This is a genomic window from Micromonospora sp. MGP-C2 (genome assembly GCF_057766525.1).
Window position 1 is genome coordinate 5,577,951 of the sequence record NZ_JBYMEN010000002.1, and the last position, 20,773, is coordinate 5,598,723.

The window sequence follows — 20,773 nt, forward strand, 5'->3', positions numbered from 1 at the left end:
ACCGGCCCTCCGACCCTTCGTTATACCTCGTCCAGGGCGGAGTCGAACATCGGTGTGCTGAGTCTCGCCCGCCCCGACCCCACGCGCCATCCCCCGGGACGTCTGTTCGCCGCCGTGCCCGCGCCGGCCGTGGTCAGGGGGACTATCGTCGGCGGACGTGAAGGTATGGATCCCACACCAGGCCGGTCTGAACCTCATGGGCGAGCTGCCCCGGGACGTGACGGTGGAGGTGTTCGAGCACGCCGACCGGCTGCCCTCGGAGGCGACCGACGTCCGCGTCTGGGTGCCACCGTTCCTGGGCGGCTCGGACGCGACGGCGTTGCTGCGTGAGCTGCCCGACCTGGCCGTGGTGCAGTTGCTCTCCGCCGGGGCGGACGCCTGGGCCGGCCGGACACCGCCGGGGGTCACGCTCTGCGACGCGCGGGGCGTGCACGACCCGTCCACCGCCGAGTGGGTCGTCACGGCTGTCCTTGCCCAGCTGCGGGCGTTCCCGACGTTCATCCGGGCGCAGGCCGAGCGGCGTTGGGCGAACGAGGGAAACCTCCCGACCGACGAGCTGACCGGCAAGCGGGTGCTGATCGTCGGGGCCGGCGCGATCGGCACCGCGGTGCGGGACCGGCTCGCCCCCTTCGAGGTGAGCTTCACGCTGGTGGCGAGGACCGCCCGCCCGGAGCAGGGCGTGCACGGCGTCGAGGAACTGCCCCGGCTGCTGCCCGACGCGGACGTGGTGATCGTGATCGTGCCGCTCACCGACCAGACCCGTGGCCTGATCGACAAGGACTTCCTGGCCGCGATGCCGGACGGTGCGTTGCTCGTCAACGCCGCCCGGGGGCCGGTGGCCCACACCGAGGCGCTGGTCGCCGAGCTGGCCACCGGTCGGATCTCGGCCGCCCTGGACGTCACCGATCCGGAGCCGCTGCCCGCCGACTCGCCGCTCTGGACGATGCCGAACGTGCTGCTCACCCCGCATGTGGCCGGGTCGGTGCGAGGTCTGCTGCCGCGTGCCTACCGACTGGTCGGTGACCAGGTGCGCCGGTTCGCCGCCGGGCAGCCGCTGATCAACACGGTGGTCGACGGCTACTGACCAGGCGCCTCGGCCGGGTTGTCGGGCAGCGTCTGGCCGGTGGCCGACACCAGCCGGGGCAGGTCCACGCCGCGTACCGCCGGCAGGGTCACCTGCTGGCCGTCGTCGAGCCGCGCGACCGCCCGTCCGCGCTGATCGGTGACCAGTTCGAGGACCTGGTCCCAGTCGATGCGGCGTTGCCCGGCCAACGCCCGTACGCGCAGCTCCCGGGCGTTGGCGTCGGTGCCGGCCCGCCAGGCCCAGAGCGCGACGGCGAGCGGCAGGAGCAGCACCGGCAGCAGGTAGGTCCGGGCGCTCGCCAGCGGCAGTGCACCGATGAAGGCGATGACCGCGGCGACCAGGATGGCTTGGTTGTACCGGAAGCGGACCGTGTCGGGCTTACTCACCCTCCGATGATCCCACCCCCGGCCGGTCCGGCTCGCGGCGGGCGGTGCCGGCGGGGTGCGGTACGCCGTACAGTGACACAGGTCATTGTCTCCTCCAGGTGACCGACACGTAACCAATCCGGCCGCCGATCGTTTTCGTTTGTTGAGCAGCGGACTCGCAACGTCCGATGCCCCGCACCGTCGTACCGCCCCCGTGCCCCCTCACGAAGGCGACCGCCGTGCTCCTCGCGTACCCGTTCCGTGTTCTCGTCCCTCGCCGGGCGGCACCGGAGGCCGCCACCTCCGCCGCGGTGGCGCTGCTCCTTCTCGCCGGTGCCATCGGCCTGGTCCCGGCCTCGGTGGTGATCGCGCTGGCCGCTGGTGCCGGCGCCACGCTCGCGGGGGTGCGACTCTCCCGGCTGGCCGGACGACGCCGTGCCGATCCGTCACCGCGTACGGCGGGTGTGCTCCTCGACGCGGCGGTGGTGACCGCTGGCCTCACCGCTGTCGTGCTGCCCCTGGCCGACGTCGGGTCGACCGTCGCCGTGCTCATCGGTTCGCTGGTCGTGGCCGCCCTCTCCGGGCTCGGTCTCCACCGCCTTCCCGGCCGGACGCGGGCGTCGGCCGGTGTCCTGCTGCGCCGGTCGGTCGAGTCGAGCGGCCCGGCCGTCGGCCTGGCCCTCGCCGGCTGGCTGCTGCTGCCCCGTGCCGACCTGCCGGCTTCGACCCGGCTGGTCGTCGCGCTGGCGCTCGGTGGGCTGGGGATGGCCGCCCTCAACGCGTTCGCGGGGCCGAGGCGACGCTCGGGTGCGGAGGTCTGCCGGGGCGGTGTCCTGCTCACTCTGGGCGGGTTGGTTCTGCTGGCCACGCTGCCAACCGAGCCGGTCGGGCCGGCGGCCCTGCTGGCCGTACCCCCGTTGGTGTTCGGGATGCTGCTCGTCGCGGTCGGTGCGGCCGACGCAGCGGACGAGGGCGACGCCGAGCCGGCGGAGCCGGTCGCCGCGGCCTGGCCCCGAGCGGTGCTCCCGGCGGCGATGCTGCTGCTGGCGGCGGGTGTGCACCTGGCTGCCGGCCGTGCTCTCGACCGGACGAGCGTGGTGTTGGCCCTGGCGGCGGTGCCGTCCCTGGTGCTGCGTGACCTGTTGCGCGCGGGTGGCACCTCCACCACCGAACGGCGGGCCGCGCACCGCCGACGGGCGGGCGGCGCGGTCCGGCACCGCCATGCGGCGCCGGCACGCTGGCCGGGCAGGTCGGAGCCGCCAGCCACACCGGCCCAGCACCACTCCGGCCGCGCCGTCGACCCGGCCACACCGAGCGGTGTGGGCCCAGCCTGGGCAACCGACGACGGTGCCGCCTGGTCGGCGCTCAACCGACGGCCCGTCCCGGCGGGCGGCGGTGGTCCGGGTGACCGGGCGGCCCTGCTGGACGCCCTCGCCGCGATCGGCGACGTGCCGGCACCGACCGGCGCGCTGCTGCTGGTGGACCTGCACGGCACCGAGGGCGTCGGCCCGACGGCCCGGGAGGACATGCTGGCCGAGGCGGTGCACCGGGCCCGCGCGGTCATCGCCCCCGACGACCTGGTCACCGGGTGCACGGGTGCCGGCTTCGCCGTGGTCACCGCCGCCGGTCCGATGCTGGCGTACGCGCTGGGCACCCGGTTGTTGACCGCGCTCAGCCCGCCCTACCGGCTGGGCGGTGCGGTGCTGCGGGTGCAGACGAGCATCGGGTTGGCCGAGCTCAGCGGTGCCGGGCCGGCGGACGTGCTCCGTCAGGCCGAGCTGGCCCGACGGCGGGCCGTGCAGCTGGGCCGGGACCGGGTCGAGTGGTACGACGCGTTCCTGGAGGAGCAGCTGGTTCGCCGGCTCGACCTGGAACGCGAGCTGCCCGGTGCGGTGGCCCGCGGTGAGTTGGATCTCGTCTACCAGCCGGTGGTCGACCTGGCCGACGGGCAGCCGGTGGGCGCGGAGGCTCTGCTGCGCTGGCGGAGCCCGGTGCTCGGCACTGTGCTCCCGGCCGAGTTGCTGCCGGTCGCCGAGGATCTGGACCTGATCGGCGAGTTGGAGTGGTGGGTTCTGGACCGGGCCTGCCGGCAGTTGTCGGACTGGTCGGTGGGCGTACGGGAGCTGTGGATGGCGGTCAACATCACCACCCGGGAGCTGACCACCCCCGACTTCGTGCAGCGGGCCGCAGCCGTGCTGGCCGCGTACGGGGTGCCGCCGGAGCGGCTGGTGGTGGAGGTGAGCGAGCCGAGGGTCGCCGGTGACCTGTCGACGGTGGTGGCCCGGCTGGCCGGGCTGCGGTCGCTGGGTGTGCGCACCGCGTTGGACGACTTCCGGGCCGAGCACGCCTCGTTGGCGCAGCTTCGCCGGCTGCCGATCGACCTGCTCAAGGTGGGCCCGGAGTTGGTGGGCGCACGGCCGGACGGGCAGCCGCCGCTGATCGACGTGGTGGTCAACGTCGGAGAGCGGCTGGGTGTGGAGATCGTCGCGGAGGAGCTGGAGTCGTCGGCCCAGGTGGAGGGGGCGCGCCGGGGTGGCTGCCGGTACGGGCAGGGGTTCGCGCTGGCCCGCCCGGCGACGGCCGAGCGGGTCGAGGCGTACTTCGAGGAGTTCCCGTCAGCGTCCCGCTGAGCCCTGGTAACTGAACCGGTTCACCTCACCCGGGGTGGTGCGGTGCTGCCGCGCGGGGTGAGGTGCGGCGTCTCGTCCTGCACCCGGCCGGCGGGCTGTCCGGCGATGACCGCGAGCAGTTGGCGGGCGGCGTGCGCGCCGTACGCGGGGATGTCCCTGCCCAGTGCGGTCAACGACGGGTGCACCAGGCGGCACAGCGGCGAGTCGTCCCAGGCCACGATGGACAGATCACCGGGCACGCTGAGCCCCATCTCCTGGGCGACGGAGAGCCCGGCGATGGCCATCACGTCGTTGTCGTAGATGACCGCGGTGGGCCGTTGGGCGGAGCTGAGCAGCCGGCGGGTGGCCCGACCTCCCTCCTCGCCCGTGTAGTCGGACCAGACAGTGGTCGCGTCGACCAGGTCGAGCCGCTGGCAGATCTCCGCGAAGGCCTCGGTGCGGATCTCGGTGTGCCGCAGGTCGGGCAGGCCGCCAACCCGGGCGATGCGTCGGTGCCCGAGCGCGACCAGGTATTCCACCGTCTCGGTCAGCGCTGCGGCGTCGTCGGACCAGAGACTGGACAGCTCACCGGTGCCGCCGGGCCCGCCGATCACCACCGCCGGCAGTTGGAGCTGCTCCAGCGCGGAAATGCGCCGGTCGTCGGTGCGCAGGTCGCACACGAGCACCCCGTCCACCCGGCGTTCGGCCCACCACCGTCGGTAGACCGCGATCTCGGCGTCGTGGTCGGCCACCACCTGGAGGGTCAGCGCGTACGAGCGGGCGGAGAGCTCGGCCTCGACGCCACTGATCAATGCCATGAAGAACGGTTCGATGCCGAGTGTCCGGGCCGGTCGGCACAGGGCCAGGCCGACCGCCCCGGCGGTGGCGGCGGAGAGGGCGCGGGCGGCGCTGCTCGGGCTGAACCCGATCTCCGTGGCGATGGCCAGGATGCGCTGCCGGGTGGTCTCGGAGACGCCGGGCTGCCCGTTGAGCGCGTACGACACGGCGCCCTTGGACACGCCGGCGCGTCGGGCGACGTCGGCGATGGTCGGCCGCTTCACCGGCGTGCTCCTCTTCGCTGCGGGGCGTCAACCGGCCGTTGACAGTCACCAGGGTGGACCGTACGGTTTCTAGCTTATCCGGTTCAGTAAACGTCTTTCGATGCGGAAGGTGCGGTGCAATGGTGAGCCGACAGGCACTCTACGACGGTTGGACCCTGCGGGCGGCACCCGGAGCGCAGGTGCCGGCCGGGATCGCCGGGCGGGCCGTGCCGGCGACAGTGCCGGGTTGCGTGCACACCGACCTGCTCGACGCCGGGCTGATCGAAGACCCGTACCTGGACGACAACGAACTGGCGCTGGCCTGGATCGGGCGCACCGACTGGAGCTACCAGACCACCTTCGTGCACCGGCCGGGCGACGACGAGCGTGTCGACCTGGTCTGCGCCGGCCTGGACACCGTCGCCACGCTCACCCTCAACGGTGTCGAGGTCGGCCGCACCGAGAACATGCACCGCGGTTACCGGTTCGACGTCCGGTCGCTGCTGCGCGACGGCGACAACGACCTGGTCGTGGCGTTCGACTCCGCGTACCGCTACGCCGAGGCGCAGCAGGAGCGGCTCGGCGACCGGCCCAACGCCTACCCGGAGCCGTTCCACTTCATCCGCAAGATGGCCTGCAACTTCGGCTGGGACTGGGGCCCCACCCTGGTCACCGCCGGCATCTGGCAGGAGATCGGCCTGCACGCCTGGTCGACCGCCCGGCTGGCCACCGTCCGCCCACTGGTCACAATGGACGGCCGCGACGGCAGGGTCGAGGTGCACGTCGAGATCGAGCGGGCCTCGGACGTCCCGCTGACCGTCCGCGCCGCCGTCGCCGGCTCCCGCACCGAGGTGATCGTCCCGGCCGGCCAGCGCACGGCCGTGCTCACCCTCACCGTCCGCGAGCCCACGCTCTGGTGGCCCCGGGGGTACGGCGAACAGGCACGCCACCCGATCGAGGTGACAGTGCACGGGCCGGACGACGACACCCTCGACGTCTGGTCGCACCGGGTCGGCTTTCGCAAGGTGCGACTGGACACCACGCCCGACGAACACGGCACCCCGTTCGCGCTGTCGGTCAACGACGTTCCCGTCTTCGTCCGCGGCGTCAACTGGATCCCGGACGACGTGTTCCCCACCCGGATCACCCGCGACCGACTGGCCGAGCGGTTCGACCAGGCCGTCGAAGCCAACATCAACCTGCTGCGCGTCTGGGGCGGTGGCCGCTACGAGTCGGCGGACTTCTACGACCTCGCCGACGAGCGGGGCCTGCTCGTCCAGCAGGACCTCCTCTTCGCCTGCGCGGCCTACCCGGAGGAGGAGCCCTTCGCCACCGAGGTTGCCGCCGAGGCGGCCGAGCAGGTGACGCGGCTGGCGCCGTACCCGTCGCTGGTGCTCTGGACCGGCAACAACGAGAACATCTGGGGCTGGCACGACTGGGACTGGCAGGAGCCGCTGGCCGGGCGCACCTGGGGGCGCGGCTACTACCTCGACGTGCTGCCCCGGATCGTCGGCGAGCTGGACCCGACCCGCCCGTACTGGCCGGGCAGCCCCTGGTCGGGCACCGAGGCGATCCACCCCAACGACCCGGGGCACGGCACCACGCACATCTGGGACGTGTGGAACACCGACGACTACACCAGATACCGGGAGTACGTCCCGCGCTTCGTCGCCGAGTTCGGCTACCAGGCACCGCCGGCGTACGCCACAGTGCGCCGGGCGCTGAGCGACGAGCCCCTGGCGCACGACTCACCGGGCATGGCGCACCACCAGAAGGCAGCAAACGGTGACGCCAAGCTCCAGCGCGGCCTGGACGCGCACCTGCCCGCCCCGGCGGACTTCGACGACTGGCACTACCTGACGCAGCTCAACCAGGCCCGCGCCATCCAGCTCGGGGTGGAGCACTTCCGCTCACACCGGGACGTCTGCGCCGGCACCATCGTCTGGCAGCTCAACGACTGCTGGCCGGTGACCTCCTGGTCGGCCGTCGACGGCGACGGCCGACGCAAACCCCTGTGGTATTCGCTGCGTCACGCGTACGCCGATCGGCTCCTCACCGTGCAGCCCCGCGCCGGCGGCCTGGCCCTGGTCGCGGTCAACGAGAGTGGCACGCCCTGGCGGGCGTCGGCCTCGGTGATGCGGGTTACCCTCGCTGGCGAGCCCCGGGCTAAGACGACGATGCAGCTGGCCGTTCCCGCGTACTCGGCGGTGACGCTGGCGCTGCCGGCGGAGCTGGCCCGGCCGGAGGAGGCCAGGCGCGAGCTGCTCGTCGCGGAGGCGGGGGAGAACACGCGGCGGGCGTTGTGGTTCTTCGCCGAGGACCGCGAGGTGGAGTGGCCTGTGGCGGCCTGGGAGGCGGCTGTCGAGCCGTTCGACGGTGGGCAGCGGGTCCGGGTCACGGCCCGCACGGTGCTGCGCGACCTGACGCTGTTCGCCGACCGGCTCGACCCGACGGCTTCCGTCGACGAGGCACTGGTCACCCTGCTGCCGGGCGAGTCCACGACCTTCACCGTGCGGGCTTCTGGGCCGCTGGACGCTGCTGCGCTGACCGCTCGACCGGTGCTGCGCTGCGTCAACGACATTCAGCGAAGCTAGGCCACCGCGTCCGGGGGTCGACGCGGTCGACCTGCGCGACCTCAGCTGGCCCGGAGTCGGCTGTCAGTCGGGCCGCGACGAGTGGGCGGACACGGCACTGCCCGGCGGGCGCGTCTCCGCGCCGGCCGGGCAGCCTTCCGGTCCTGATCAGTTGCTGGCGGTCAAGCCCTGCAGACCCTTGAGCATCTCGGCGAAGTCGAGGGTCTCCGCCGTCGGCGGCGTCTCGACCGTCACCGCCTTGCCGTAGTCGGTGTAGTCCATCATCAGGTCACCCAACGGGCCCATCTTCAGGGCTGCCCGGCGGGGCCGGTACTGCTCGTCAACCCACAGATCGGTGGTGATCTCCTTGACGCCCATTTTGGTCATCTGCTGCTCGACGCCTGCCCGCAGCTTCGCGTCGACCTGCTCAAGGTGGGTCGCCAGGGGGGTGTTGACCGTGTAGTGGACGGTGGCCGTCCCGTCCACCGTCTCCTGACCGACCACCTTCGTGCCCTCGGTGGCGATCAGCGTCTTGACCTGCTTGGTCGGGTCGATGTCCTCGAACTGCTTGCCGAAGTTCATCCCGGCCTGCTTGCCAGCTTCGCTCAGGTCCATCTTCATCCAGCGCTTGCCGTCCATGCTGGAGCGGTCCTCGGCCGGAATCTCGACGTAGATGACCGCACCGACCATCCGGACGACAGTCGAGTCGCCCTTCGGGTCCGTCGTCGTCATCTCGGCCTTGACCGGGTCGCCGAGGTCCAGGACGCCACGCATCTCGACCTTCTCGCCGCCCGCCGTGCCCGTCATCGACACGGTCACCGAATCGCTCTTGTTGGTGGCCTCGGCCGTCTTCTGCAGCGACCCCTTGAGGTCACTGGCCAGCAGCTCCAGAACGCTGGGCTGCTTGGGCTCATTGGACCCGCCGGACGTCGTGCCACACGCGGAGACAGCGAGCGCGGTGAGCGCCGAGACCGCCACCGCCACGGACTTCTTGCCAAACGACACGTACACGCCTCTTCCCCGCAGGAATCCGGGCTCTCCCCGAATTGATCGACGACACGCTAACCGACGCGTCCGACATCCGCGGACCGGTTCAGCCCCTCGACATCGCCGATGTTGGGGCATCCGGTGGACACCCCAACATCGGCGATCCAGTGCCGTTCGCGAGCGGTGGTTACTCCGGGACGCGGCGGTAGGCGCCGTCGCTGGCCGAGGTGGCCATCGAGGCGTACGCGCGCAGCGCCGCCGACACCGGGCGCTGCCGGTCGGTCGGGGTGTACGGCTTGTCGCGCTTCTCCTCGGCCACCCGTCGCGCCTCCAGCTCCTCGGCGGACACGTTCAGCTCGATCGACCGGTTCGGGATGTCGATGACGACCTCGTCACCGTCACGGACCAGGGCGATCAGCCCACCGGAGGCCGCCTCGGGGGAGACGTGCCCGATGGAGAGCCCGGAGGTGCCGCCGGAGAATCGGCCGTCGGTGAGCAGCGCGCAGGACCGGCCCAGCCCACGTCCCTTGAGGAACGAGGTGGGGTAGAGCATCTCCTGCATGCCGGGGCCGCCCTTGGGTCCCTCGTACCGGATCACCACGACGTCACCCGCGACCACCTGCTTGGCGAGGATCGCGGTCACGGCGTCGTCCTGCGACTCGTAGACCTTCGCCGGGCCGCGGAAGGTCAGGCAGTCGTCCGGCACGCCGGCGGTCTTCACCACGCTGCCCTCCGGTGCCAGGTTGCCGTGCAGGATGGCCAGCCCACCGTCGGCGGAGTAGGCGTGCTCGCGGTCCCGGATGCAGCCACCGGCCGCGTCGGTGTCCAGCGACGACCACCGGTTGGTGGTGGAGAACGGCTCGACGGTACGCACGCCGCCGGGAGCCGCGTGGAACAGCTCGACGGCCGTCGGTGTCGGCGAGCCGCCGCGCACGTCCCAGTCGGTCAGCCACTGCGCCAGCGAGGGGGAGTGCACGGCCCACACATCCCGGTTGAGCTGCCCGGCCCGGTCCAGTTCACCGAGGATCGCGGGGATGCCGCCGGCCCGGTGCACGTCTTCCATGTGGTAGTTCGGGGAGTTGGGCGCGACCTTGGCCAGGCACGGCACCCGCCGGGAGATCGCGTCGATGTCGGCGACGCCGAAGTCCATCTCCGCCTCCCGGGCGGCGGCGAGCAGGTGCAGCACCGTGTTGGTGGACCCGCCCATCGCCACGTCCAGGGCGACCGCGTTCTCGAAGGCGGCCTTGGAGGCGACAGTGCGGGGCAGCACCGAGTCGTCGTCGCCGTCGTACCACCGCTTGGAGATCTCCACGACGGTGCGGCCGGCCTCGACGAAGAGTGACCGGCGGGCGGCGTGGGTGGCCAGCGTCGAGCCGTTGCCCGGCAGGGCCAGCCCGATCGCCTCGGTGAGGCAGTTCATCGAGTTGGCGGTGAACATGCCGGAGCAGGAGCCGCAGGTCGGGCAGGCGGAGCGCTCGATCTCGCCGAGCTGCTCGTCGGTGACCGCCTCGTTCGAGGAGGCGATCATCGCGTCGATCAGGTCGATCTTGCTGTGCACGACGCCCTCGATCGCCATCGTCTTGCCGGCCTCCATCGGGCCACCGGAGACGAAGACGGTCGGGATGTTGAGCCGCAGTGCGGCCAGCAGCATCCCCGGGGTGATCTTGTCGCAGTTGGAGATGCAGACCAGGGCGTCCGCGCAGTGCGCGTTGACCATGTATTCCACCGCGTCGGCGATCAGCTCCCGGCTGGGCAGCGAGTAGAGCATGCCGCCGTGGCCCATGGCGATGCCGTCGTCGACCGCGATGGTGTTGAACTCCCGGCCCACCCCACCGGCCTCGGCGATCGCGTCGCCGACCAGGCCACCCATGTCCTTGAGGTGGACGTGACCAGGCACGAACTGGGTGAAACTGTTGGCGATGGCGACGATCGGCTTACCGAAATCGTCGTCGGTCATCCCGGTGGCCCGCCAGAGGGCCCGGGCGCCGGCCATCGTCCGACCGTGTGTGGAAGTCCTCGACCGCAGCTCAGGCATGCATACCAGCATGACACCGCCGCCACGGGGGCCGGCCCCGGTGGGCGCCGTGTCCCAACAGATGCACACCCAGCCCCCCACGACTCGCGCGCATCCGGCACTCTTGGGAGCGTGCATCTCCCCCCGGGCATGGTCGCTGTGGCGGCGCTCAGCGGGCTCGCCGCCGCCGTGGCCGCCGTGCTGCTGACCGTCGTCGCCTGGCGGCGTACCGGGCCGCGCCGGCCCGCACACGTGCTGCTCGCCGCAGCCGCCGGGGTCGCGCTGCTCAGTCTGCTGGCCGGGGTCGTCGCCGCGCTCAGCGCGAACGACCACTGGGCCCACGAGCAGGGGCAGCGTACGGGTTGGGCGACAGTGGTGGCGATCGGCGCGGCAGTGAGCGGGCTGGCCTTCGCCGCCGGTCTTCTCCGGCTGCCCGGGGTTGCCGCCACCGCGTCGGGAACGGCCCGGCTCGCCCTGGACGGGTTGGTCATGGCCGCCGCGCTGTGGTTCGTCGGCTGGGTGCTCTTCTCCGAGCCCACCCGGCTGCTCGGCGCCGCCACCCCGATGGCCTGCCCGGCGATCCTGGTGGCCACGGTGAGCGCCGCGCTCGGCGCCGGGCTCGCCGTGATCGTGGTCTTCCGGGCCGCGACCCCCCGTCGACGGCTCGCCGCGCTGGGTTCCGGCATCACCGCGGTGACCTGCGGTGGCCTCGGCCTGAGCGCCGGGCTCTGCCAGGCCGGGCCGACGATGGCGCTGACCGGTGCCGCGGTGCTCGCCGCCGGCCTGCTGACCGTCGCGCTCTCGGTGCACCGGGCGGACCGGCCCGGGCAGGTCGATCTGGACCTGATCGGCCGCGACGGCGAGTACGCCATCGCCCCGATGTTGGCGATGGCCGCGTCGGCGATGTACCACCTCGCCCAGGACGGCCGGTTCACGGCGGCGGGCATCGTGGCCGGCAGCGTGGAGGGTTTCGCACTGGTGGCACGGCAATACCTCACCCTCCGCGACGTACGGGGGTACGCGGACCGCCTGGCCGAGCGGGAGGCGCACTTCCGTGAGCTGGCGCACACCGACCCGTTGACGTCGTTGGCCAACCGGCGTGGTCTGCTCCGCGCACTGCACGACAGCGCCGCGACGGGCAACCCCCGCGTCCTGCTCGGCCTCGACCTGGACGGCTTCAAGAACGTCAACGACATGCGCGGTCACGACGTGGGCGACGCCGTGCTGGCCGAGGTGGGCCGGCGACTGCGCGCCAACCTGCGCCCCGGCGACGTGGCCGCCCGGCTGGGCGGCGACGAGTTCGCCGTCCTCATGCAGGGCCGGCCGGCCGAGGCGGACCGGGTCGCCGAACGGTTGCTCGGGGTGGTCAACCGGCCGTACGACGAGCCGGAGGGGCCGGTCTTCCTGTCGGTCAGCATCGGGGTGGCCGGGTCGGCCGGGGAGGGAGACGTGGAGCTGCTGCTGCGCCACGCCGACCTGGCGCTGCGCTACGCCAAGCAGCGCGGCAAGAACCGGATCGAGCGCTACGACGCGGCGTACGACCAGCTGTTGCGTCGGCGGACCGCGGTGGAGCACGAGCTGCGCGGCGCCATCGACCGCGACGAGCTGCGGTTGGCTTTCCAGCCGGTGGCGTCGCTGCCGTCGGTGCGGCCGGTCGGCGCCGAGGCTCTGCTCCGCTGGCACCACCCCGAGCTGGGCAACGTCCGTCCGGACGAGTTCATCCCGCTCGCCGAGGAGTGCGGGATGATCGCTCCGCTCGGCGCCTGGGTGTTGCACCAGGCCTGCTACCAGCTCTCCCGGTGGCTGGCCGACGGGCACGACGTGTGGGTGTCGGTCAACGTCTCCCCGCGTGAGTTGCACGCCCCGGAGTACGTGGTCCAGGTTGCCGAGGCGCTGCGCGCCCACCACGTGCCGCCGCAGCGGCTGGTGCTGGAGGTCACCGAGCACGCGGTCGCCACCGACCTGGACGAGCTGATCCGGCGACTGACCGCGTTGCGGTTGACCGGTGTCCGGATCGCGCTGGACGACTTCGGGGCCGGCTACTCGTCGCTGGGGCAGTTGCGGCGGCTCCCGATCGACATCCTGAAGATCGACCACAGCCTGGTCGCCGAGCATGAGCCGGTCCGCCCGGTCGACCAGGACGGTCCGGCGTTCGCGCCGATGGTCGACATCGTCATGCGACTGGGCCACCAGCTGGGGCTGGAGGTGATCGCCGAGGGGGTGACGACGCCGACCGAGCTGGCCGCCGTGGTGGCCGCCGGATGCCGGTTCGGCCAGGGCGCGCTCTTCGGCTGGGGAGTGCCGGCCGAGCACCTGGAGGCGATGCTGGAGGCGGCCACCTCACCCGGTGCGCGGCCTGCTCCGCTGCCCACGCCACGTCGGCATCCGGGCGGGTCAGGGCAGCTCAACCCGCCTGCCGACAGCGCGTCGCCGACCGACGCGCCGACGTCCGTTAACCAACATGTGGGATCAGTTGACTCATCGCGTGAGATGCGTCAGGCTTAGCCGCATGTCGTCGTACCGGTCGCTGCGAGTACTTACCTGAGCGCACTCTCCCTCCTGAGAGTGCGCTGGCCCCGTGCATCTGCACGAGGGCCGTTTTTATTGCCATCGGAACCTGGCGACGCGAGCCCCGCCCGTGTCGCATCGCTTGACTAGCCACCAGCCACTCCAGCCGAAGGCCAGAACCGTCATGACGAGACCCACGCCCGAGACCCTCGCCCACACCGCCCGCCGGGCCCGCGCCTCCGCCGACCCCGCCGTCGACGTCGACCCGGCCGCCGCACGCAGCGCGGCCACCCCGGCCGTCCCGGCGGTACGACCCACCGCCTCGGCTCAGGTCTCCGGGGCCGGCTCGCTCGTGCGGTCCCTCGAGGCGCTCGACGTCGACGTCGTCTTCGGCATTCCGGGCGGCGCGATCCTGCCGGCGTACGACCCGCTCTACGACTCCACCGTCCGGCACATCCTGGTGCGGCACGAGCAGGGCGCCGGACACGCGGCGACCGGGTACGCGCAGGCCACCGGCAAGGTCGGCGTCTGCATGGCCACCTCCGGCCCGGGCGCGACGAACCTGGTCACCCCGATCGCCGACGCGTACATGGACTCGGTGGCGATCGTCGCGATCACCGGACAGGTGGCCAGCCCGTTGATCGGCACCGACGGCTTCCAGGAGGCCGACATCCAGGGCATCACCCTGCCGATCACCAAGCACAACTTCCTCGTGCAGAACGCCGAGGAGATCCCGCGGGTGCTGGCCGAGGCGTTCCACCTGGCCAGCACCGGGCGACCCGGCCCGGTGCTGGTCGACATCCCCAAGGACGTGCTCCAGGCGCCGACCACCTTCAGTTGGCCGCCGACCCTGGACCTGCCCGGCTACCGCCCCACCCTGCACCCGCACGGCAAGCAGATCCGGGAGGCGGCGCGGCTGATGGCCGGCGCCCGCCGGCCGGTGCTCTACGTGGGCGGCGGCGTGCTCAAGGCCGGTGCCACCGACGGGCTGCGCCGGCTGGCCGAGCTGACCGGCATCCCGGTCGTCACCACGCTGATGGCGCTCGGCGCGTTCCCCGACTCGCATCAGCAGCACCTGGGGATGCCCGGCATGCACGGCACTGTCGCCGCGGTCTACGGCCTGCAGAAGGCGGATCTGATCGTCGCGCTGGGTGCCCGGTTCGACGACCGGGTCACCGGCAAGCTGGACTCGTTCGCCCCGGACGCGACGGTGGTGCACGCGGACATCGACCCCGCCGAGATCGGCAAGAACCGGCACGTGGACGTGCCGATCGTCGGCGACGCCAAGCACGTCATCGACGAGCTGATCGCCGCGGTGACCGTCGAGCGGTCGGCGGGTCACAGCACCGACCTGGGTGACTGGTGGACCCAACTGGACGACCTGCGCAACCGCTACCCGCTGGGCTACGACGAGCCGTCCGACGGCACGCTCTCCCCGCAGTACGTGATCAAGCGCCTGGGCGAGATCGTCGGCTCCGACGCGATCTTCGTGGCCGGGGTGGGCCAGCACCAGATGTGGGCGTCCCAGTTCATCTCCTACGAGAAGCCGTACACCTGGTTGAACTCCGGTGGTCTCGGCACGATGGGCTACGCGGTGCCGGCGGCGATGGGCGCCAAGGTCGGCAAGCCGGACACGGTGGTCTGGGCGGTGGACGGTGACGGCTGCTTCCAGATGACCAACCAGGAGTTGGCCACCTGCGCGTTGGAGGGCATCCCGGTCAAGATCGCCGTCATCAACAACGGCAACCTCGGCATGGTCCGGCAGTGGCAGACGCTGTTCTACAACGAGCGCTACTCCAACACCGAGCTCGGCACCCACAAGCACCGCATCCCCGACTTCGTCAAGCTTGCCGAGGCACTGGGCTGCGTCGGTCTGCGCTGCGAGAACGCGGCCGACGTGGACAAGACCATCGCCGCCGCCATGGAGATCAACGACGCCCCGGTGGTGATCGACTTCGTGGTCGGCAAGGACGCGATGGTCTGGCCGATGGTCGCCGCCGGCACCAGCAACGACGAGATCATGTTCGCCCGCGGCGTCCGCCCGACCTTCGACGAGGATGACATTTAACTATGAGTGAGCGAAGCGAACGAATCATCGAGCTCAGTGATGCGCAGGGGCGTGCCAGGACCGAGCGAAGCGAGGTCGTGGCATGACGATCCACACTCTGTCCGTGCTCGTGGAGAACAAGCCGGGCGTGCTCGCCCGGGTCTCCGGCCTGTTCTCCCGGCGCGGGTTCAACATCGACAGTCTCGCCGTGGGTGAGACCGAGAACCCGGACGTCTCCCGGATCACCATCGTGGTCAACGCGGAGTCGTCCCCGCTGGAGCAGGTCACCAAGCAGCTGAACAAGCTGGTCAACGTACTGAAGATCGTCGAGCTGGATCCCCAGGTCTCGGTTGCCCGCGAGTTGCTGCTGGTGAAGGTCCGCGCTGACAGGTCCGCGAGGTCCCAGGTGCTGGAGACCGTCAACCTGTTCCGCGCCCGGGTCGTCGACGTCGCACCGGACACGCTGACCATCGAGGCCACCGGCACCCCCGACAAGCTCGACGCGCTGCTGCGCGATCTCGAAGCCTTCGGCATCAAGGAGATGGTCCAGTCCGGGCTGGTGGCGATCGGGCGCGGCTCGCGTTCGATCACCGCCGGTCCCGCGCTGCGGGCTGCCTGACCGCCACCCGGTCGGCCCTGGCGGGCTGCCCCGGAACCCATCAACACAGACCACGACGGGCCGCCCCGGCCGTCGTACGAAAGGGAAGTTCTCATGAGCGTTGAGGTGTTCTACGACGACGATGCCGACCTCGGCCTGATCCAGGCCAGGAAGGTCGCGGTGATCGGCTACGGCAGCCAGGGTCACGCCCACGCGCTGTCGCTGCGTGACTCGGGTGTCGACGTGGTGATCGGTCTGCCGGAGGGCTCGAAGAGCCGTCCCAAGGCCGAGGAGCAGGGCTTCCGAGTCCTCACGCCGGCGCAGGCCTCCGCCGAGGCTGACGTGATCATGGTGCTCGCACCGGACACCGCCCAGCGTTCCATCTACTCGGAGTCGATCGCCCCGAACCTCGCCCCGGGCAAGGCCATCTTCTTCGGTCACGGCTTCAACATCCGGTACGGCCTGATCACGCCGCCGGCCGAGGTGGACGTGGCGATGGTCGCGCCGAAGGGCCCCGGCCACCTGGTGCGCCGCCAGTACGCCGACGGCAAGGGTGTGCCCTGCCTCGTCGCCGTCGAGCAGGACGCCAGCGGCAACGCGTTCGCCCTCGCCCTCGCGTACGCCAAGGGCATCGGTGGCACCCGCGCCGGCGCGATCAAGACCACCTTCACCGAGGAGACCGAGACCGACCTCTTCGGCGAGCAGGCGGTGCTCTGCGGCGGTGCCTCCGCACTGGTGCAGACCGGCTTCGAGGTGCTCACCGAGGCGGGTTACGCCCCGGAGGTCGCCTACTTCGAGTGCCTGCACGAGCTGAAGCTGATCGTCGACCTCATGTACGAGGGCGGCATCGCGAAGATGCGCTACAGCATCTCCGACACCGCCGAGTACGGCGACCTCTCCCGCGGCTCGCGCATCATCGACTCCCGGGTCAAGGACGAGATGCGCAAGATCCTGGGCGAGATCCAGTCCGGCGAGTTCGCCCGCGAGTGGGTCGCCGAGGACGAGGCCGGCCGGCCCAACTTCACCAAGTGGCAGGCCGAGGGTGCGGCGCACCCGATCGAGGAGACCGGCAAGAAGCTGCGCGGCATGATGAGCTGGGTCGACCGTCCGATCACCGAGACCGCCTGACGCATCCTGCGACACCGACGGCCCCGGCCGGCGCTCTCCCCAGCGTCGCCCGGGGCCGTCGGCCATGCGCCGCCCCGCCCCTCAACGCGCTCGACGCCCTCCGTGATCCGCGCAACATCAGGGAGATTGCGCCCTCAGGCTGCTTCGAGGCAGCAGTTTCCCTGATGTTGCGGGTCATGGCGCCAGCGTGCGCGGGGGTGCAGGGCCGCGGGGGTGCACCCGGTGTAGGTGGGGCGTCTTGTTTCCCGGACCGTTTCGGCCCGGTGAACGGTCGATGTCCGTCGCCCGACCGGGCGTGTGAGGGCCCTCACCCCGAAGACCGGAACATGCTGGGCAGCAAGGCACCTACGATCGCGGGTAGGTGCAGCAGCCGGCACCTGACGGCCACGGCACGGATCAGCGCAGGGTGCAGTGCGGCGCCCCGCCGCCCGGGCCGATCGCAAACACGACCTCTACGAGGACCGATGAATCCTGTCGTACTGATCGCCGAAGAACTCGCCCCCGCCGCCATCGAGGTGCTCGCCCACGACTTCGACGTCCGTCACGTCGACGGCACCGACCGTCCGGCCCTGCTCGCGGCGCTCTCCGATGCCGACGCCGTGATCGTGCGCAGCGCGACCCAGATCGACGCCGAGGCGGTAGCCGCCGCGCCGCGACTCAAGGTGGTCGCCCGGGCGGGCGTCGGGCTGGACAACGTCGAGGTGCCGGCCGCCACCGCCCGGGGCGTCATGGTCGTCAACGCGCCCACCTCCAACATCGTCTCCGCCGCCGAGCAGGCCGTCGCACTGCTGCTGGCCGTCGCGCGTAACACCGCGAGCGCCAGCTCCGCGCTCAAGGCGGGGGAGTGGAAGCGGTCGAAGTACACAGGCGTCGAGGTGCAGGGCAAGACCGTCGGCGTGGTGGGGCTCGGTCGCATCGGGGTGCTCTTCGCGCAGCGCATCGCCGCGTTCGGCACCCGGCTGATCGCGTACGACCCGTACATCCAGCCGGCCCGCGCGGCGCAGCTCGGCGTACGTCTGGTCGGTCTGGAGGAGCTGCTGCGGGAGAGCGACTTCATCTCCATCCACCTGCCCAAGACGCCGGAGACGGTGGGGCTGATCGGTGAGAAGGAGCTGGCGATCGTCAAGCCCGGCGTTCGCATCGTCAACGCCGCCCGTGGTGGGCTGGTCGACGAGCAGGCGCTCGCGAACGCGATCGCCGAGGGGCGGGTCGCCGGCGCCGGTGTCGACGTGTACAGCAAGGAGCCGTGCACCTCGTCGCCGCTGTTCGCCTTCGACAACGTGGTGGCCACCCCGCACCTGGGCGCCTCCACCCACGAGGCGCAGGACAAGGCGGGTCTCGCCGTGGCCAAGAGCGTCAAGCTGGCGTTGCAGGGCGAGTTCGTCCCGGACGCGGTGAACGTGCAGGCCGGCGGCGTGGTCGCCGAGGACGTCCGGCCGCTGCTGCCGCTGGCGGAGAAGCTGGGTCGGGCGTTCACCGCTGTCGCCGGTGGGGTTGCCGCCAGCGTCACTGTCGAGGTGCGTGGCGAGATCGTCAGCCACGACGTGTCGGTGCTGAAGCTCGCCGCCACCAAGGGCCTGTTCAGCTCGGTGGTCGAGGAGCAGGTCACCTACGTCAACGCCCCGCATCTGGCGGCCGAGCGTGGCGTCGAGGTCACCCTGGCGACCCTGGCCGAGACGGCCGAGCAGCCCACGTTGGTGACGGTGCGTGGCGCGCTGCCAGATGGTCGTACGGTCAGCGTCTCCGGCACTGTCACCCACTCCGGTGCCCGGGACGTCCTCAAGCTGACCGAGGTGGACGGCTTCGACGTGGAGATCGGCGCGGAGGGCATCCTGCTCTTCCTGCGCTACGCCGACCGGCCCGGCGTCGTCGGCACCGTCGGCACCCTGCTCGGCGAGTCCGGCATCAACATCGCCGCCATGCAGGTGGCTCGGCGCGAGGCGGGCGGTGAGACGCTGATGACGCTCACCGTCGACCAGGCGCTCGGCGCGGACCTGCTGACCTCGGCCGCCGACTCGATCGGTGCCACGTCGGCCAGCGCCGCGGACCTGCGCGACGAGTAGCAGACGACAAACACTGCGAGGGGCCTGGCGATTCGCCGGGCCCCTCGTCATTTCCCGTCCGGGCCGCCGGTCAGGTCAGCCGGGCAGCCGGGCCGGGGGCGGGTAGACCGAGCCGTCCTGCGGGTCGAAGAGCATCAGCCCGTGCTCGCCGGCCAGCCGTTCGATGTCCAGCAGCACCTGGTCCGCGCAGGTCGGGTGCAGGTTCAGCTCGACGTGATCGTGCGCGGCGTGCAGTGGCGCCACCGCCCACGGGCTGTTCGGGCCGGGATGGCGGTCCGGATAGGAGGCGGTGATGGCGCGGTAGAAGCTGACCACCCTCGGGTCGGGGTAACGGTCCACGTGTCGCCCCTGTCGGCAACCCTCGACCGCTGTCCGTACGTCCTCGGGCGTCGCCCCGTGCTCCAGGGCCCACACGCTCAGATCGAAACTCACGGCGGACAGCGTGCCATCCGTCGTTCACCATGTCGAAACTGCCTCGCCGCCGGGTCAACCACCGGATACCGCGGTCTCCGGTCACGACGGTCCGCTGTGGAGACTCTTGCGTCGAGTTGCGTCGATTCGCTAGCGTACGTCTGCGGTCACTGGCCGAGTTCGAGGCGCCGGCCCGTCTTCGGGTGGCGCGGTCGACGTCCGGTCCGACCGGTCCGCACCCCTCGATTGTGCGAGCCACGCGCACTCGTCGCTGACCGGCCCCCACTGTCGTTGCCGAGACCGTGGGGGCCGATCGCATTGGCCCGTCCGGCCGACGATCCCCGGGACCGGCCGGGTTCGCCGTCAGTAAGCGGCCGAGGTGCGAATCGGGCCCGAGCGCCGCGGGGAGACGGGCTCGCTGCGACCGCGTTCTTCTCAGCGTCGGTGTGCGAACAGCGCCCGATAGTCGGAGTTGCCACGGAACCACGACAGGCCGGTGGGGCCGGCCGCGTAGAGCGCTGTGGCGTAGGCGTCGGCGATGCTGAGGTCGGGGCCCACGACGGTGGCGGCGACGAGCTGGTCGGCCGGCTCACCGGTGTGCGGGTCCACCACGTGCCCCTGCCGCCCGGTCACCCCGGACGTGCCGACCGCTCCGGCGGTCATCTCCAACACGAGCGGGGCGCGCTCGGGTGCGGTGGGGTGGTGCACCGCGACCCGCCAGGGCCCACCGTGCGGCGCGTGGCCGCGAACGACGAGGTCGGCACCGGTGAGGACGGCGTAGTCGTGGATGCCGGCGGCACGAAGCCGCTCGGCGGCGCGTTCGACAGCCCAGCCGCCGAGCAGGCCACCCGGGTCGAAGCCGCCGGGCACCGCCCAGGCGTCGAACCACCCGTCGGTGGCGGCGCGCATGGCCGTGCAGCGGTCCACCAGGTCGGCGAGTGGCGGGTACGAGTCGGGGCTGATCTCGCCCCTGCGCAGGCGGGAGACGAGGCTCTCCGGTCGGTTGGGACCGTAGGTGAGGTCGATGGCGCGCAGCTCCGCCACGCTGTCCCGCAGTGCCTCGCCGACGCCGCGGCGGCCGAGCCACGCGGGGGCGTTGAGCAGGAGGGTGTATTCGGCGGTCGCGGTGCGAACGGTGTGCTGCACCGCGATCCGGCCATCGGTGGCGGAGGTTGGGTCGATGCGGTGTCGACGGCTGCCGAGTCGGAGGTCCGGCCGGCGGTTGCGGAATGTGGCCGGGTCCGGCCAGCGGGTCCGCGGCTGCTCGTCGATGCGCATCGCATCTACCCCCTCGCGCTTGGCGTCGCGTCGTCGCGACGCCGATGGTCGGCAGGCCCCCGTGACCC

Annotated in this window: 14 protein-coding genes; 8 read left to right on the forward strand and 6 right to left on the reverse strand. The window is 71.7% G+C overall.

Going from position 1 to position 20,773, the window contains the following annotated elements:
- The first annotated feature begins 157 nt into the window (after positions 1-157).
- A complete protein-coding gene (locus AC3CF1_RS25720; protein WP_210792120.1) occupies positions 158-1,084 on the forward strand; it encodes a 2-hydroxyacid dehydrogenase in 927 nt (308 codons plus the stop codon).
- Here the strand turns inward: AC3CF1_RS25720 and AC3CF1_RS25725 are convergent.
- Positions 1,078-1,470 carry a PH domain-containing protein gene (locus AC3CF1_RS25725; protein ID WP_210792121.1) on the reverse strand — a complete coding sequence of 131 codons (393 nt, stop codon included), beginning with the start codon at positions 1,468-1,470 and terminating at the stop codon, positions 1,078-1,080. The genes AC3CF1_RS25720 and AC3CF1_RS25725 overlap by 7 nt on opposite strands.
- Before the next feature lie 218 nt (positions 1,471-1,688).
- On the opposite strand from AC3CF1_RS25725, the gene AC3CF1_RS25730 reads away from it, so the two are divergent.
- Complete coding sequence (locus tag AC3CF1_RS25730) at positions 1,689-4,079, forward strand: EAL domain-containing protein (RefSeq protein ID WP_488451460.1); 2,391 nt, start codon at positions 1,689-1,691, stop codon at positions 4,077-4,079.
- Between the two features lie 20 nt (positions 4,080-4,099).
- Here AC3CF1_RS25730 and AC3CF1_RS25735 read toward each other — a convergent pair whose 3' ends face one another.
- On the reverse strand, positions 4,100-5,119 hold the full coding sequence (locus tag AC3CF1_RS25735) for a LacI family DNA-binding transcriptional regulator (RefSeq protein ID WP_354981206.1): 1,020 nt from the start codon (positions 5,117-5,119) through the stop codon (positions 4,100-4,102).
- 119 nt (positions 5,120-5,238) lie between these two features.
- Here AC3CF1_RS25735 and AC3CF1_RS25740 point away from each other — a divergent pair, with 119 nt between their 5' ends.
- On the forward strand, positions 5,239-7,692 hold the full coding sequence (locus AC3CF1_RS25740; RefSeq protein WP_488451461.1) for a glycoside hydrolase family 2 protein: 2,454 nt from the start codon (positions 5,239-5,241) through the stop codon (positions 7,690-7,692).
- A gap of 147 nt (positions 7,693-7,839) precedes the next feature.
- Here the strand turns inward: AC3CF1_RS25740 and AC3CF1_RS25745 are convergent, their stop codons facing one another.
- Both AC3CF1_RS25745 and ilvD read right to left on the reverse strand, forming a co-directional pair.
- The gene (locus tag AC3CF1_RS25745; RefSeq protein WP_488451462.1) at positions 7,840-8,682 is read right to left on the reverse strand and encodes an SCO4651 family lipoprotein; all 843 of its coding nucleotides are present in this window, start codon (positions 8,680-8,682) and stop codon (positions 7,840-7,842) included.
- Positions 8,683-8,845: 163 nt separating this feature from the next.
- Entirely contained in the window at positions 8,846-10,693 is a 1,848-nt protein-coding gene (gene ilvD, locus AC3CF1_RS25750) for a dihydroxy-acid dehydratase (RefSeq protein ID WP_141908172.1), read from the reverse strand.
- A gap of 129 nt (positions 10,694-10,822) precedes the next feature.
- Between ilvD and AC3CF1_RS25755 the strand changes: the two genes are divergently transcribed.
- The 5 genes from AC3CF1_RS25755 to serA all read left to right on the forward strand — a co-directional run bounded on the left by AC3CF1_RS25755 (position 10,823) and on the right by serA (position 19,016).
- The gene (locus AC3CF1_RS25755; RefSeq protein ID WP_435794559.1) at positions 10,823-13,177 is read left to right on the forward strand and encodes a putative bifunctional diguanylate cyclase/phosphodiesterase; all 2,355 of its coding nucleotides are present in this window, start codon (positions 10,823-10,825) and stop codon (positions 13,175-13,177) included.
- A 187-nt stretch (positions 13,178-13,364) separates the two neighbouring features.
- Positions 13,365-15,248 (forward strand): acetolactate synthase large subunit, encoded by a 1,884-nt coding sequence (locus tag AC3CF1_RS25760; RefSeq protein ID WP_141908174.1) that lies wholly within the window; start codon positions 13,365-13,367, stop codon positions 15,246-15,248.
- 82 nt (positions 15,249-15,330) lie between these two features.
- Positions 15,331-15,846 (forward strand): acetolactate synthase small subunit, encoded by a 516-nt coding sequence (gene ilvN, locus AC3CF1_RS25765; RefSeq protein ID WP_354981191.1) that lies wholly within the window; start codon positions 15,331-15,333, stop codon positions 15,844-15,846.
- Between the two features lie 93 nt (positions 15,847-15,939).
- Positions 15,940-16,953, forward strand: coding sequence for a ketol-acid reductoisomerase (ilvC, locus tag AC3CF1_RS25770; protein WP_088946550.1), 1,014 nt, complete (start codon positions 15,940-15,942; stop codon positions 16,951-16,953).
- 464 nt (positions 16,954-17,417) lie between these two features.
- A complete protein-coding gene (serA, locus tag AC3CF1_RS25775) occupies positions 17,418-19,016 on the forward strand; it encodes a phosphoglycerate dehydrogenase (protein WP_488451463.1) in 1,599 nt (532 codons plus the stop codon).
- A gap of 75 nt (positions 19,017-19,091) precedes the next feature.
- On the opposite strand, the gene AC3CF1_RS25780 is transcribed toward serA, so the two are convergent.
- Positions 19,092-19,448, reverse strand: coding sequence for a hypothetical protein (locus AC3CF1_RS25780; protein ID WP_141908177.1), 357 nt, complete (start codon positions 19,446-19,448; stop codon positions 19,092-19,094).
- Between the two features lie 414 nt (positions 19,449-19,862).
- On the reverse strand, positions 19,863-20,705 hold the full coding sequence (locus AC3CF1_RS25785; protein ID WP_328849466.1) for an FAD:protein FMN transferase: 843 nt from the start codon (positions 20,703-20,705) through the stop codon (positions 19,863-19,865).
- Positions 20,706-20,773 lie beyond the last annotated feature (68 nt).